Origin of the sequence: Caballeronia sp. LjRoot34, assembly GCF_964253815.1 — a bacterium.
Lineage (GTDB): Bacteria > Pseudomonadota > Gammaproteobacteria > Burkholderiales > Burkholderiaceae > Caballeronia.
Map to the genome: position 1 here is coordinate 3,377,101 of NZ_CAXUSB020000001.1, position 15,771 is coordinate 3,392,871.

Here is a 15,771-nt window from a genome sequence, read left to right on the forward strand (position 1 = left end):
CAGACCGGCGTCCCTATTGAACTGCGCGGCCACCTTGCATGCTGCATAGGATCACCATTGCCAATTCATTCCGCCTTCCGCAGTGAAGTCGTGTTCTTGTTTACCAAAGTCGACCGCAACGCCAGCCGTGAGCGATACGTGGCGAGTGAGCTGCCATTGGCCACTTGTGCCGATATGACCGACGACCCGTGAGAGAGGGGTACCGGAGACGGTATAGCTGTCTGCCGGCGCAGTCGCAAAAGCCGTGGTTACGTTTTGCGCGAGTGAGCCAATTCTGTCCCGAACGTTGACATCGACCTTCCAGACGTTTGCACGCCCGTCAGCCATCGTCTGCGTGAACAGATAACGTACGCCTGCCACCGCCGTAGTGGCAGCTTGAGAGGTGCCCTGGTAATTCAGATTGAACAGATTCGAGCCGCCCTCGCCGAATGCATCCTGCCGGTACCTGCCGACGAGCATGCCCACATACGGTTGCCACGTCATGCTGTCTCGCTGATGCAGATTCAGACCGGCTTCAGCGTACAGCGTCGCAGCGTGCGTTCCGAAGCTGCCGCTTTCATTACTAGACAGATCGCCGACACTGACCGCGCGATCGAGTGTGTTGGTCCAGCGGCCAAAACCGAGCCGCACGTTGCCAAAGACCGGCACAGACGCCGGAGCCCAAGCGCCGTACAGCATCGCTTGCCAGCCCGTGCTGCGGCCGCTCGCGTTGCGGTCTTCGAAGCCAAGATTGCTGTCCGATGTGTCGAATGCGGCACCGATACGCAAATCCGGCGTCACGCGATGATCGACGCCAATCGTCAAGGCGTTCGTGTGCGCGTCCACTGCCGAGCTGCCGAGCGATGCGTCCGCCGACACCGCGGATTCGGTATGACGGACCGAAACCCATACGTCGTCTTTTGGCTGCACCACCGACGCCGTGGAAAGGCGGTCGCTCACGGTTGCGCCCCCGGCTTCCGCCTGACGTCGGGTGATCTGGCCGAAGGCCGCCGCTTCGTCACCCGCGAGTTGGGAGAGCGAGGCACGAGCGCTGTCGACCGTTGCGGTCAGCAACTGACCCGTCACTTCGTTGCCGCCATTCGCAAACACCTTGTTCAATGCACCCGCAACCGCGAGTTGATTGGTGTTCTGGCTCACCAGCCCAAAGCCCGTGAACTTGCCGGTCTGGTAGAACATCGACGAGATGTTCAATTCCAAGTCGACCGCATTCGGGACATAGAGCAAAGTCGGAGTCAAATAGGCGTAGTCGGAGCTTACCCCCGCGAACGTGCCGTTGAGCGCGCCGGTGTACGTGAGAATAGTGTAGACGGTGGCGACCTTATAATTGCCGTGCGCCGCAGTCACCGCAACGTTCGCGCCGCCATTGGCTCCCGTCGCCGCAAGCGTCAGATCTCCGGTGACGTCAACCCTCCCGCTTGCACCGGTAGCGTCGGCGGCAACCGCATAAGTGGACCCGTCGTTAAACGCGAGTGGGCCCTTGATCTGGAATGCACTGCCCGGTGCGGGCGCCACCAGTTGTCCACCCGCATTAATCGACGCGCCGCCGGTAAGCGTGCCACTACCAGCAAGCACGGCGCCCGAGTTCACGATGACGTTGGCCGCCGTTGCCTGATCCACCTGTACGGTGCCGCCGTTCGCGACAATGCCCTGGCTCGCGCTCGCGAGGTCGAGCACGAGGCCGCCGCTTGTCACCGTGACGCCGGCCACGTTGCCGTCGCCGGTCAGGGTGCCGCCATCACCCACCAGGGTGTTTTTGACAAAGCTGCCGAGCAGTGCGTGCTGGATGCCACCGCCAGTAATCGTCGTCTCGTTGGCCACGCCGCCGGAACTAACCACCTGGCTGCCGCCCGCGAGCTGGGTTGTGTTTGCCATGCCATTTGCCAGCACCATCTGGTTGCCGCCGTGGGCGACCGTCGCATTGTTCGTCTGGCCGCCTGAAGACACATACTGGATGCCGCCTTCCAGCACCATCGCGGAGTTGGCGTTACCGCCTGAAAGGATCGTTTCGACGCCGCCGTTGCCAACCGAGCCGCCATACGCCGAGCCACCCGACGATACGTACTGGTTGCCCCCACTGCCCACCGAAACATTCGTCGCACTGCCACCCGACGACACCGCCTGGATACCACCGGCGAAGACCGTCGTGTCCTGCGCAAGGCCGCCCGACGCGACGGTCTGCAGGCCACCGCTGCTGACCGCCGTGGACAGAGCGCTGCCGCCGGATTCGACCGCTTGCTCTCCGCCGGAAAGCACGCTCGTGCCACTCGCTATGCCGCCGAAGCCAATCTCCTGAAGACCGCCGCCCGATACGACGGTGTTCCTGGAGACGCCCGCAGCGTCGATGAATTGCGTCCCGCCGGCATTGACTCGAGTGCCGAACGCCGTGCCCCCGCTACTGACTGTCTGCAAACCACCGCTGTCCACCGAGGTTCGGAACGAACTGCCGAATACAGTCTGGACGCCGAAGTTGAGGATACCGGTACCGCTGGCAACGCCGCCCGCCTCCACCGTTTCCTTGCCGCCGCTGCCGACGTGGTCGTGTACTGCGGAGCCGCCGGACAGAACCGCAAACGAGCCGCCATTTTCGAGCAATAGATTCGAGGCGATACCGCTTTGCACGGAAAACTGGCCATAGCGGTTTGTCCCATTGAGTATCGTCGCAGACGTATCGGCAATCAGCGCCGCGCCGCTATGCTGCAATATGCCGTTTGCGGTACCACCTGCTGCGACATCCAATGTGGCGCCATTCGAGAGCGCGGTGTCGATCGCCGTACCCCCATTCTGAACAATCTGTTCTCCGTGTTCTTCCACGCGAGTATCGATGGCATGACCGCCGCCCGAGACAGTCTGCATCGACGAGCCCACGACTGTTGTGCGAACCGCGAACCCGCCCGAGTCGACTGCCTGGCTGCCGTCATCCAGCAATGTCCCAAATGCGAGACCGGCAACCTTTTGTTGCCCGTTGCTATGGACGGTAGTGTCGACGGCAATGCCGCCGTGCGTAACGATCTGCTCGCCGCCGTGTTCCACGTCTGCGCCGATTGCAACACCACCGGAAGATATGCTTTGCTTGCCACCGTCAACCGATGCGTCGTAATCCGTGCCTTGCACATTTTCCGAGCCACCGCGAGAGATGTGGCTCGCGCTTGCGACACCACCTCGGGCGACTGTCTCGGTACCGCCGTCCGAAACGGTTGTCTCGAAGCTGCGTCCATCGCGGCCCACGATTTGTTGTCCGCCGTGTTCCACGTCTGCGCCGATTGCAACGCCGCCGGAAGACACGCTTTGCTTGCCACCGTCAACCGATGCGTCGTAATCCGTGCCCTGCACATTTTCCGAGCCACCGCGAGAGATGTGGCTCGCGCTTGCAATACCACCTCGGGCGACTGTCTCGGTACCGCCGTCCGAAACGGTTGTCTCGAAGCTGCGTCCATCGCGGCCCACGATTTGTTGTCCGCCGTGTTCCACGTCTGCGCCGATTGCAACGCCGCCGGAAGATACGCTTTGCTTGCCGCCGTCAACCGATGCGTTGTAATCCGTGCCCTGCACGTTTTCCGAGCCACCGCGAGAGATCTGGCTCGCACTTGCAATACCACCTCGGGCGACTGTCTCGGTACCGCCGTCCGAAACGGTTGTCTCGAAGCTGCGTCCATCGCGGCCCACGATTTGTTGTCCGCCGTGTTCCACGTCTGCGCCGATTGCAACGCCGCCGGAAGATACGCTTTGCTTGCCGCCGTCAACCGATGCGTTGTAATCCGTGCCCTGCACGTTTTCCGAGCCACCGCGAGAGATCTGGCTCGCACTTGCAATACCACCTCGGGCGACTGTCTCGGTACCGCCGTCCGAAACGGTTGTCTCGAAGCTGCGTCCATCGCGGCCCACGATTTGTTGTCCGCCGTGTTCCACGTCTGCGCCGATTGCAACGCCGCCGGAAGATACGGTCTGTTTGCCGCCATCAATCGATGCGTTGTAATCCGTGCCTTGCACGTTTTCCGAGCCACCGCGAGAGATGTGGCTCGCGCTTGCAATACCACCTCGGGCGACTGTCTCGGTACCGCCGTCCGAAACGGTTGTCTCGAAGCTGCGTCCATCGCGGCCCACGATTTGTTGTCCGCCGTGTTCCACGTCTGCGCCGATTGCAACGCCGCCGGAAGATACGCTTTGCTTGCCGCCGTCAACCGATGCGTTGTAATCCGTGCCCTGCACGTTTTCCGAGCCACCGCGAGAGATGTGGCTCGCACTTGCAATACCACCTCGGGCGACTGTCTCGGTACCGCCGTCGGAAACTGTCGTGCTGACCGCGCGACCGCCGTTGCCGATGGTTTGCTGGCCGTCATTACTCACCCGCGCGCCGCTTGCAACGCCGCCGGAAGATACGCTTTGTTTGCCACCGTCAACCGATGCGTCGTAATCCGTGCCTTGCACATTTTCCGAGCCACCGCGAGAGATCTGGCTCGCGCTTGCGACACCACCTCGGGCGACTGTCTCGGTACCGCCGTCGGAAACTGTCGTGCTGACCGCGCGACCGCCGTTGCCGATGGTTTGCTGGCCATCATTACTCACCCGCGCGCCGCTTGCAACGCCGCCGGAAGATACGGTCTGTTTGCCGCCATCAATCGATGCGTTGTAATCCGTGCCTTGCACGTTTTCCGAGCCACCGCGAGAGATGTGGCTCGCGCTTGCAATACCACCTCGGGAGACTGTCTCGGTACCGCCGTCGGAAACGGTTGTCTCGAAGCTGCGTCCATCGCGGCCCACGATTTGTTGTCCGCCGTGTTCCACGTCTGCGCCGATTGCAACGCCGCCGGAAGATACGCTTTGCTTGCCGCCGTCAACCGATGCGTTGTAATCCGTGCCCTGCACGTTTTCCGAGCCACCGCGAGAGATGTGGCTCGCACTTGCAATACCACCTCGGGCGACTGTCTCGGTACCGCCGTCGGAAACTGTCGTGCTGACCGCGCGACCGCCGTTGCCGATGGTTTGCTGGCCGTCATTACTCACCCGCGCGCCGCTTGCAACGCCGCCGGAAGATACGCTTTGTTTGCCACCGTCAACCGATGCGTCGTAATCCGTGCCTTGCACATTTTCCGAGCCACCGCGAGAGATCTGGCTCGCGCTTGCGACACCACCTCGGGCGACTGTCTCGGTACCGCCGTCGGAAACTGTCGTGCTGACCGCGCGACCGCCGTTGCCGATGGTTTGCTGGCCATCATTACTCACCCGCGCGCCGCTTGCAACGCCGCCGGAAGATACGGTCTGTTTGCCGCCATCAATCGATGCGTTGTAATCCGTGCCTTGCACGTTTTCCGAGCCACCGCGAGAGATGTGGCTCGCGCTTGCAATACCACCTCGGGAGACTGTCTCGGTACCGCCGTCGGAAACGGTTGTCTCGAAGCTGCGTCCATCGCGGCCCACGATTTGTTGTCCGCCGTGTTCCACGTCTGCGCCGATTGCAACGCCGCCGGAAGATACGCTTTGCTTGCCGCCGTCAACCGATGCGTTGTAATCCGTGCCCTGCACGTTTTCCGAGCCACCGCGAGAAATGTGGCTCGCACTTGCAATACCACCTCGGGAGACTGTCTCGGTACCGCCGTCGGAAACTGTCGTGCTGACCGCGCGACCGCCGTTGCCGATGGTTTGCTGGCCGTCATTACTCACCCGCGCGCCGCTTGCAACGCCGCCGGAAGATACGGTCTGTTTGCCGCCATCAATCGATGCGTTGTAATCCGTGCCCTGCACATTTTCCGAGCCACCGCGAGAGATCTGGCTCGCGCTTGCGACACCACCTCGGGCGACTGTCTCGGTACCGCCGTCGGAAACTGTCGTGCTGACCGCGCGACCGCCGTTGCCGATGGTTTGCTGGCCGTCATTACTCACCCGCGCGCCGCTTGCAACGCCGCCGGAAGATACGCTTTGCTTGCCACCGTCAACCGATGCGTCGTAATCCGTGCCTTGCACATTTTCCGAGCCACCGCGAGAGATCTGGCTCGCGCTTGCGACACCACCTCGGGCGACTGTCTCGGTACCGCCGTCCGAAACGGTTGTCTCGAAGCTGCGTCCATCGCGGCCCACGATTTGTTGTCCGCCGTGTTCCACGTCTGCGCCGATTGCAACGCCGCCGGAAGACACGCTTTGCTTGCCACCGTCAACCGATGCGTCGTAATCCGTGCCCTGCACATTTTCCGAGCCACCGCGAGAGATCTGGCTCGCGCTTGCAATACCACCTCGGGCGACTGTCTCGGTACCGCCGTCCGAAACGGTTGTCTCGAAGCTGCGTCCATCGCGGCCCACGATTTGTTGTCCGCCGTGTTCCACGTCTGCGCCGATTGCAACGCCGCCGGAAGACACGCTTTGCTTGCCACCGTCAACCGATGCGTCGTAATCCGTGCCCTGCACGTTTTCCGAGCCACCGCGAGAGATCTGGCTCGCGCTTGCGACACCACCTCGGGCGACTGTCTCGGTACCGCCGTCGGAAACTGTCGTGCTGACCGCGCGACCGCCGTTGCCGATGGTTTGCTGGCCATCATTACTCACCCGCGCGCCGCTTGCAACGCCGCCGGAAGATACGGTCTGTTTGCCGCCATCAATCGATGCGTTGTAATCCGTGCCTTGCACGTTTTCCGAGCCACCGCGAGAAATGTGGCTCGCACTTGCAATACCACCTCGGGAGACTGTCTCGGTACCGCCGTCGGAAACTGTCGTGCTGACCGCGCGACCGCCGTTGCCGATGGTTTGCTGGCCGTCATTACTCACCCGCGCGCCGCTTGCAACGCCGCCGGAAGATACGCTTTGTTTGCCACCGTCAACCGATGCGTCGTAATCCGTGCCTTGCACATTTTCCGAGCCACCGCGAGAAATGTGGCTCGCACTTGCGACACCACCGGAAGAAACGCTTTGTTTGCCGCCAGCGGAGACGGTCGTGGAAGTCGCCGTTGCGCCTCTCAGGACGTTCTGAGTGCCGCCTGACCTAATCGAGGCGCTCATTGCGCCGCCACCCGCCAACACGTTCTGCATACCGCCGGAATTGATCGTCGCACGACTATCATGCCCGCCGGACGAAACATTTTGCGTGCCGTAAATTGACGTATCCGTACTTGAGCCGTGGTTGACGATATTCTGTTGCGCGCCGCGATCGATTGTGTTCGAAGTGGCGGTTCCCGCTACCGTCTGGGTCCCTCTATTGACCGTTTGCCGCGACACGAATTGGCCCCGTTCAACGGTCGGCGTATAGCTACCGCCGTTGGCGCGCGCGGGACCGGCCATTCCGAGCTGTAGCCCCAGAGCACCGAATATTCCGCATAAGAGTGACGAATAGTGCCGCGTCCGTCGTCCGAAAACGTGAATGCAGAATTTCCGCCGGAAGCTGATAGGCTTCATGTTTGCCCCTAGTTAGTATGTGTTTTTTGTGCCCGCATCCCTCACGCGACTGTGTTCTGAGGGAAGATAAAAAAATCTAAATGGAAGCGGCATGCCTTCCGAAGCCTGGAATGCGGCGCAATACGCGCTGCACCTGCTCTGGCGTGATCAGTCGAGTACATTCGAATTGACGAGGCGTATCCTTCTGACGAGGACACCAAAAGAAGTCCTGGTGATCAAAGCGGTATCTCACGTCGTTCCAGCAGCTATTGCACGTGTGGTAATTAATGACGCGATAAGGTGTTTCGAACTCGTTGTTTTCGTGCGTAAAGCCGCTGATCATCGCTACCGGCGTGCGACACGCCCAAGCGAGCCACGCGAGCCCGCTCGACAGTCCGACGAAAAATTCCGCGTGACGCAGCCACCGAGCCCTCTCAAGCAATGACCGGTCGCCCGTCTGATCCTCTGCACCGTGAGGAATGTGATTCCAAACCAACCCACTGCCGTGTGTCGCCCTTTGATCAATGCAGATAACGCGATAGCCGTGGTTCCTCAAAAACTTCACGGTCTCGCGCCAACCGGTTGGATGGTTCCAGTACTTGCACTGCGTGGAACTCTGCACCGCGATGCAGACATACGGCTCGTCAATCGGCCGGCTTTCGTCTTCCAGTACAATGTTGGGCGCAATCTCATTTGAATTGACGCCCAGAATGTACCCAGCCGTTCGATGCAAACCGACATGCCGGAAGTCGCACGGCTGGTGTACGTGGTCTACGTCGTCAAAGAACAGCCCGATGTTGTAGGTCGCGTAATAACGCTCAGGCATTATCTGTTCGTGCGTTACAAACTCAATCCCCGGATATGCGTCCCGAAAAAGCGGAATGATTAGCGGGGACATCGCGCACGTGAGCTTGCAGCCATGTGCGCCCTGGAATTTCACTGCATACGGAAACCACCCCATCAGGTCGCCAAGCGTGCCTACAGGAAACTGAATCAGCACTTCCCGGCCACCCGCGTCGTAGTTGTGTGTGAATACACTGTCGCGTGCATCAGTGCGATCGCACTGATGCACTTCGACCTGGAATGGGACGAAATACTTTTTACTGCTCACTACCGTCCCGGCACCAATGTCAGTCTCGAACAGCGTGTTGCCAGTCTCGATGTCGCGCAGCGTGACGCGCCATTGTCCATCGGGCAATACAATGCGGCAGCCGTCATTGAAATCAAAGCGAACGCCGTAGTCGGCCACCTGAGTCGGGACCGGAGAAGGCGGCGGAAACGCTAGTTTTAACGAACCGTTGTTTGAGATCGGCCCTGCGATCGGCGCAGCGGCCACTTGGGCCGCGGGCATGGCAAGAGTCTCGCCCGAAATCTCCCCACTCATATCATTCTCCCCAATACGCTCGCCGGCGTTTATTTGGTCGCCGGTCTGCCATGCGGCACCATGCTGTGGCATCTGCGCCATCACTCACCACGTTTGCGAACGCGAGCCACGGGCACACAGATTCGGCAGCGTGCTCACGCTTCGGAACAAATTTGAATGAAAAGCTCACGAGCTTCTTCTCCATCGACCGGAAGCGTTGGTCCGCATATCAACCCTCGCGAAATCGATCTGTCCAATTGAGAATTCCCCAACGCAACGGAGGATAGATGTCTTAGGCAGCGGTGAGAAGTCGCAACCTTTGTCCGAGCGCAAGATTCGTTTGCTGGAAGGAAATATTTTTTCTTAGCCTTATCTGAATTTGTCCGAACTCGCTCTCGAGCTGTTTCCGTCGCACATCTCTTGCGGATCAGGAAGGCTCACGGGTACTCAGCTCGGAGTGAAAATCCGCGCGGCGCAATTCCGCAGAACGGGCCCTCGACTAGCTAAAGAATCCTTTCGAGAGCTTCTGCGCATCGAAGAAGGCAGCACAGTTATCGTGTAGCTCCCACTACTAGCTTCAATACTTGACCATGATTAAGCCGCGTTCGTAGGCGGCAAGCCAATCCCAAGGTTCGCCAAAATGTTTTCCTCGCGCGAATGGGTCCCCAGAGAGGGGTACCACCAGGCCTTAAGCGGGTTAACGAGTAAGAAGGCGCTGCAGAGAATTAGCGGCTCAACTACGCACCGACGGGTGAACAGATTTACATGACCTATCTGCCGAATCGAAGGTATTCGACCAGGGTCCGCGTGCTGTGGAAATTTAACGCGGAGGGGCTGAAAGGAATTAGGGAGTTGCCGCAACGGCTTCGCACGAGTGGCTCAGTGTCAAAGTCACGGGCTTGAACGCAAGCGCGCAGCCGCACGCAGAGCAAGGCGGCGTCTAAATGAGCCCCTGCCTCCAATGGCGCATGCAGTGCCCTTCCCTCCGATCACCTGCACTCGCAGCAGGCTCACCTCACTCGCAGGGAGTCCCCGCTGACACCACCGGACACAACGTCTGCAACGACTGCCGGCGATGCACTCCGTCAGTGACGCGAAGTCAATTCCGGTGAGGATAACGGGAAGAGCTGCACCAACGATAGAGTTGGCGAACTTCTACGACGAACATGTCGCTTAGCTTCGTCTTCGAGACGTATTGGAGTAGGCGTTCACCTATGCGCCGATGATACTGGCTTTGAGGACCGGTTCGAGCTCTGGCGAGGGGCGACCCCGTCCACAAACATGACGAAGAACGAAAAGGCCCGTACCCACCATCCACAGCTTCATCACCATCCTGAAAATCATCCGGTAGACGGGAAGTCAGAAGTTTTCCGTCCATGTCTTGGCGAAATTGGCGGAGACGCGGTCCAGTCCGCGATCGTCATCGGACGCGACAGGGGTATCGCATATGATTCCGTTATCCACGAACATTCGCCGAAACAGATCCTTGGCCGTTCGCGTGGCGTCATCCAGCCGGTCCAGCCCATCGACGCGGCTAGCGACTGCGTTTGTGAGGTGGGTATCTCAAAGAGCGAGCGGTCTGGAATAGCCGGCATCACAGCGATAGCCCGACAGACACGCGCAGAAACCATAGTTGGATGTGAGACGCGAATCAGCTTGTCATTTGGTGCAGTACCCGAATGACGAGAAGGACCGCGATCGCCCGCGCCCGTCCGATGGTCCTCAAGTACAGGCGGAATTTCTCGTCGTGCAGTACGCGAGAAGTAAGTTGTAACTCGATAGGGGATCGCCAGTGAGCGTGTTGAGCCGGTACATCAGGTTCTCGACGAGCGAGCGCCGGTGGTCACCAATGCACTTCTTCCATTCGAAGCGGCCGCCTTTCGCAATGCCAGCAATCGCTTCGCCAGCTTGCACTGGGTGCGTTCTCCGGCCAGGGCATCGCGCCTTCACGCGGAGGAATCGAGGGTTGAGCATCGCGCGCTGCTAACACGGCAGGGCCCTGCTTCATGTCTTACGCACCGTCGCCGCCGGCGGTTTCAACTGGCGCATCAGCGCAAATCTGGTCGAACGGGCTAGGAAGCCGGCGTTACTATCCGCCGGGTGGATTGATTCGGACGACGCCACAAAAATGACCGACGAGTTCTTCGGGGAGGAGGATGAGCGTGTCGGTGACGAACTGGTCCACCGAGGCCGGTCAAGGCTGAAAGCACCAAGCTGCCTTGACCGTACATCACGACGCCGATGTAATGAAAGCCTTCAAGACGGCCTGAAAAGGTTGGCGGACGGGCACGAATGCCGCCCTGCAAGAGTGGCACAAACGCATTCCCCAGCGTAAAGGTCCGCATCCGAACACAGCCCTTCGTATGGGCTACTCCGACGAGAAGATGCTGCCGAGCTTGTCCATGCGTTCGAGCGCCATGCCCGAACCGCGTACGACACACGTCAGCGGATCTTCAGCGACGAGCACCGGCAAGCCGGTCTCTTCAGCCAGCAACCGGTCGAGATCGCGCAGCAAAGCGCCACCGCCGGTCAGCATCATGCCGCGCTCGGCAATGTCGGCGCCCAGTTCCGGCGGCGTTTGCTCCAGCGCGATTTTCACCGACGAAACGATCTGGTTCAGCGGATCGGTCAGTGCTTCGAGAATTTCATTGCTCGAAATGGTGAAGCTGCGCGGAATGCCTTCGGAAAGATTGCGGCCCTTGACTTCCATCTCCTTGACTTCGGAGCCCGGGAAAGCCGAACCGATTTCCTTCTTGATGGCTTCAGCCGTCTGCTCGCCGATCAACATGCCGTAATTGCGACGGATGTAATTGACGATAGCTTCGTCGAACTTGTCGCCGCCCACGCGCACGGAACCCTTGTACACGATACCGCCGAGCGAAATCACGCCCACTTCGGTCGTGCCGCCGCCGATGTCGACGACCATGGAGCCCGTTGCCTCGGACACCGGCAAGCCGGCGCCGATGGCCGCAGCCATGGGTTCTTCGATCAGATACACCTGCGACGCACCCGCGCCGTGTGCGGCTTCCTTGATCGCGCGCCGTTCGACCTGAGTCGAACCGCACGGCACGCAGATGATGATGCGCGGCGAAGGCGAGAACATACGCGATTCGTGCGCAGTCTTGATGAACTGCTTGATCATCTGTTCCGTGACGGTGAAGTCGGCGATAACGCCGTCCTTCATAGGCCGGATAGCTTCAATGTTGCCCGGCACCTTGCCGAGCATCTGCTTCGCTTCGCGGCCGACGGCCTGAATGGTTTTCTTGCCATTAGGACCGCCTTCCTGGCGAATGGAAACCACCGATGGCTCGTCAAGGACGATGCCCTTGCCCCGCATGTAGATCAGCGTGTTGGCGGTGCCGAGGTCAATCGCCAAATCGTTCGAAAAGTGGCTTCCCAAAAAACCGAACATTCAAAATCCCGTTTCGATTGAGGCCAGCTGTCCCATCTCTGTGTAAAGCGACAGCCTTACCCATGCGGATGCATCTCCAGAGGAGCTCGAAGGTGCGAGGAATCCACCGAGGCCGCCCCAACTATCTCTAAACCATTTGTGAAGAATGTTCAGAGAGGCATCGATTAATGAAAATCGGATTTGACTCTTGACGACCGCGCTAAGTCCACCATCCCTGAGTGATGCGCCGCAAAAATCGAATCCATTTATCAGTGACATGTACCTCACACAGTTGGGGGTCAAGCCCCTAACGCGTCACTACCACGCCGATCACGCGATCCTGAAAAGGCGCCCCCATAAGGCACCCTTGCCTTGTTGTTGGGAGATAGTGCCCGTAGCCAAGGCATAGCGTAGGAATCCGTCCGCTACCGCGAAGCGCTCATTCGGAACGAGCTCGAGTGTGCCCCACTCACTTGACAAGCGAGGGGCTATCAGGCCAGCGCCGCCCCCTGCCAGCACGATCTTATCGAGCTTGCGCAGATGCGATCCGAACACCTCGCGGCTCTTCATGTAGATCTCCTCGGCAAGCGGTTCAACCGCGGTCGCGACCTCTGTCGAGACATCGACGACCTTCCCAAAATTCTTGATCTGCTTCGTTGCCAGTGCTTGCGTAGCCTCGGCGAGAGTCACAGAGTAGTCCTTCTGCTGCAGGATGCGCTGCAAGCTCGCGGCGACCTTGCTCATGCCCGAACAACTGCCGTAAGCGTCGTCGATAGGATCTCCCTCTATTACGAGGGCGTAGTCGGTCGTGTACTGTCCGACTTCAATGGCTCCGTACATCCCATCCGCCTCGATTTTGTCCGTTTCCTGCCCTTTCTCGTCGAACGCCAACGCGAAGTAGGGGCCAAGCGCCTGCGGCATTACCTTGATGGTTGCCTGAGGAACGAGTGCGGACAGCACATTGGCCAACTGCGCCTTGTGGGACGCATACATTGTCGAGGGCAGGCCGACGATGATTAGCGCGCTCTCCACGTCTGGCATGCCGGCGTCAGTGAGCTTCTTCAGGCCGCCGAGAAAAAGGGCACGATGGTGGTCCGTCCCGAACCAATCGTCGCGCAGCCCGCCAAGCAGGTCGTCATGGCCCTGCCGGATTGCCGTGTCGCCGAAAAAGTACTCCTTGCTGTTCACCGTTACGGTCTCGCTCATGGCACGAGCGCGCGCCCCTTCGTCGGAAAGGGATTTGGCCGGAATCACGGCCGATGGGTACAACAACATCTCGCGCTTGTCACTCGCACCGTCGTAGGCCACAACCTTGGCGGCACTTCGACCCAGATCAACGGCAATGAAGGTTTTCATCTTATTTCACTCCAGTGATTCGTGAAGACGGTCCTTGGGAGACTTACGCTAACCATGGCCCAGGTAATACAGTCGAAAATATGGTGTCGCGCTTGATCTTGAAACCGCTGTTGGCCACAATTCGCCCGCCTCGGCCTGTGTCAACCGAAGCTATTTGCCAAACGCATCGCGCAAAGGTACAGACGATCGCCTCTTTTGTGAACCGGCGAGTTTTGGTGGAGCGCAGAATTGTTTTGCTGCAAGGAAATATATTTTCGCCTACTTGATTTTTAGGCAGACTCAAGCGTCCTGAACCATGCTCGTGTCGTGAAAACTGAACATGATTGATGACATCCCTCCTCTTGAGGGCGTCCCGCATTTTGTGTAAGCGGGTTTTCGATTAAGCCGGCGACATCCGGTCTTCGAACTGGATGGCGAATCGGTTTAGTGCTGCCTTCCGGTCTCTGATCGGCATCGACCATTTCTTGCTAATGTTGTTCAGCGCCAAGTAAAACAGCTTGAATACGGCGGCGTCAGTTGGAAATGAACTGCGCGTTTTGATGACTTTTCGCAGCCTCATGTTGATCGATTCGATCGCGTTGGTCGTATATATCACTTTTCGGATTTCCGGCGGGTAGTCCAAGAACGGTATCACCCGAGCCCAGTTGCGCCGCCAGCTCTGGCCGACCAAGGGGTAGTCCTTATCCCATTTGACCTCGAAGGCGCTGAGCATCTGCTCGGCCACCTCGACGATCGTCGACGTGTAAATCGTCCTCAGATCGGCGGCCACTTCGCGCTGCAGTTTCCATGTTGCGCACCATATGCACGATACACAACCGCACACTAGCCTTGGGATAGACCGCTTCAATGGCTTCTGGAAAGCCCTTGAGCCCGTCCATGCAGGCAATGAAGATGTCCTGCACGCCGCGCGTCTTCAACTCCGTCACCACCTGTAGCCAAAACTTGGCACCCTCGGTCTGGGCGATCCACAAGCCCAGGACCTCCTTGTGGCCGTCCATATTCACGGCAATCGCCAGATACACCGCCTTGGTCCGTACGGCCCCGCTGTCACGTACTTTGACGTGGATGCAGTCCAAATAAACAATCGGGTCCAGCCCATTGGGCGCACGTCCCAGCCAGAGCTTCACGTCCTCGCTGACTGCATCTGTCACCGCCGAGATCACCGTGGGCGAAACCTCCCGTGCCAGACATTTCTTCCAAATGACCCCGGATTCATTCATGCTGTTAAGTGTTGCTGGTAAACGCGTTTGGATTTTGTTAACTTTCGGCGTCGTCATTACGCCGGGGTACCGATGAAGTGTGTCGTAGAGCTGACCGAAGCCGAGGATCAGACGTTGCAACAGCTGTGCGTGAATCACAAACATCGCGACGCTCGCACCCGGGCCGCAGGCGTGCTGTTGCTCGGACGCAGGGTCAAGCTGACCGAGATAGCCTCCAAGCTTGGCGTGAGCGGCCAATCCGTTTACAACTGGGCGCATGCGTGGCGTGAGCAAGGGGTTTGCGGCTTGCTCACGGGCCACAAAGGTGGTCGTCCCCGCGCGTTGTCCGAAGCAATGCTGGCCACTGCGACGCAGGTTGCACGCACGGAGTCCATGACGCTCGGACAAATAGCCAAGCGCATCGAAGCCTTGCATGGAGAGCCGATGCCGTGCGCGCTGGAAACCTTGTCGGTCGCCCTTGGGCGGGAAGGCTTCTCCTTTAAGCGCAACCGTTTCTCGCTCAAAAAAAGCGCAACCAGGAAGACTTTGAGATGAAATCAGCCACCCTGGAAAAACTGCAATGTGCCGCTCGCGCCAACGCAGTACGCCTGGTCTATTTCGATGAAGCGGGCTTGGCCGCCTCGCCTCCGGTGCAAAGAGCGTGGTCACCGCGCGGGCTGCCTCATCGTGTCGAACCACGCTTGCATTGCAGGCGCTCGGTGCTCGGCACCCTCGACTTCGGAGCCAACGCGTTGACTCACCGTGTCACGAGCTCATCTATCAAAGGCGGCGCTGTCATTGAGTTCCTCGAGCTCATCGCCCGGCAGGGCGATGAGCGTCCGACCGTGGTGGTACTGGACAACGCTTCGATCCATCATGCCATTGAACCTGAAGTGCATGAGCGCTGGCTACGTGAGCATCGCATGCAACTGTTCTATCTGCCGCCATACACTCCCGAACTCAATCTCATCGAGATCGTCTGGAAGCAGGCCAAATACCATTGGCGTAACTTCGTCACCTGGACGAAGGAAACCATCGACGACGAAGGTCGCATCCTGCCCGGTGCGTACGGCACCAAATTTAAAATCAATTTCACCTGAACACTG

Annotated in this window: 6 protein-coding genes and 3 pseudogenes; 2 read left to right on the forward strand and 7 right to left on the reverse strand. The window is 59.3% G+C overall.

Annotated elements, in window-relative coordinates:
* Positions 1 to 51: 51 nt before the first annotated feature.
* The 7 genes and pseudogenes from ACSQ36_RS15120 to ACSQ36_RS15150 form a co-directional block, all read right to left on the reverse strand.
* Complete coding sequence (locus tag ACSQ36_RS15120) at positions 52 to 6,984, reverse strand: AIDA repeat-containing protein (protein WP_436183195.1); 6,933 nt, start codon at positions 6,982 to 6,984, stop codon at positions 52 to 54.
* An 18-nt stretch (positions 6,985 to 7,002) separates the two neighbouring features.
* Positions 7,003 to 7,377 (reverse strand): annotated as a pseudogene (locus ACSQ36_RS15125) (hypothetical protein); the annotation flags it as partial.
* 76 nt (positions 7,378 to 7,453) lie between these two features.
* Positions 7,454 to 8,821, reverse strand: coding sequence for an autotransporter strand-loop-strand O-heptosyltransferase (locus ACSQ36_RS15130; protein ID WP_436183196.1), 1,368 nt, complete (start codon positions 8,819 to 8,821; stop codon positions 7,454 to 7,456).
* Between the two features lie 1,677 nt (positions 8,822 to 10,498).
* Positions 10,499 to 10,799 (reverse strand): annotated as a pseudogene (locus ACSQ36_RS15135) (IS5/IS1182 family transposase); the annotation flags it as partial.
* Positions 10,800 to 11,087: 288 nt separating this feature from the next.
* A complete protein-coding gene (locus ACSQ36_RS15140; RefSeq protein WP_436182491.1) occupies positions 11,088 to 12,131 on the reverse strand; it encodes a rod shape-determining protein in 1,044 nt (347 codons plus the stop codon).
* Positions 12,132 to 12,440: 309 nt separating this feature from the next.
* The gene (locus ACSQ36_RS15145; protein ID WP_436182492.1) at positions 12,441 to 13,466 is read right to left on the reverse strand and encodes a hypothetical protein; all 1,026 of its coding nucleotides are present in this window, start codon (positions 13,464 to 13,466) and stop codon (positions 12,441 to 12,443) included.
* Positions 13,467 to 13,845: 379 nt separating this feature from the next.
* A pseudogene (locus ACSQ36_RS15150) lies at positions 13,846 to 14,830 on the reverse strand (IS256 family transposase).
* On the opposite strand from ACSQ36_RS15150, the gene ACSQ36_RS15155 reads away from it, so the two are divergent.
* Both ACSQ36_RS15155 and ACSQ36_RS15160 read left to right on the forward strand, forming a co-directional pair.
* Complete coding sequence (locus ACSQ36_RS15155) at positions 14,759 to 15,220, forward strand: helix-turn-helix domain-containing protein (RefSeq protein ID WP_436182493.1); 462 nt, start codon at positions 14,759 to 14,761, stop codon at positions 15,218 to 15,220. The pseudogene ACSQ36_RS15150 and the gene ACSQ36_RS15155 overlap by 72 nt on opposite strands.
* Entirely contained in the window at positions 15,217 to 15,765 is a 549-nt protein-coding gene (locus tag ACSQ36_RS15160; protein WP_436182494.1) for an IS630 family transposase, read from the forward strand. Before ACSQ36_RS15155 ends, ACSQ36_RS15160 begins: the two co-directional genes overlap by 4 nt.
* Positions 15,766 to 15,771: the final 6 nt, after the last annotated feature.

Coding starts and splice junctions, on each gene's coding strand:
- ACSQ36_RS15160 (WP_436182494.1), top strand. CDS start 15,217: ATGAAATCAGCCACCCTGGAAAAACTGCAATGTGCCGCTCGCGCCAAC.
- ACSQ36_RS15145 (WP_436182492.1), bottom strand. CDS start 13,466: ATGAAAACCTTCATTGCCGTTGATCTGGGTCGAAGTGCCGCCAAGGTT.
- ACSQ36_RS15155 (WP_436182493.1), top strand. CDS start 14,759: ATGAAGTGTGTCGTAGAGCTGACCGAAGCCGAGGATCAGACGTTGCAA.
- ACSQ36_RS15120 (WP_436183195.1), bottom strand. CDS start 6,984: ATGAGCGCCTCGATTAGGTCAGGCGGCACTCAGAACGTCCTGAGAGGC.
- ACSQ36_RS15140 (WP_436182491.1), bottom strand. CDS start 12,131: ATGTTCGGTTTTTTGGGAAGCCACTTTTCGAACGATTTGGCGATTGAC.
- ACSQ36_RS15130 (WP_436183196.1), bottom strand. CDS start 8,821: ATGGCGCAGATGCCACAGCATGGTGCCGCATGGCAGACCGGCGACCAA.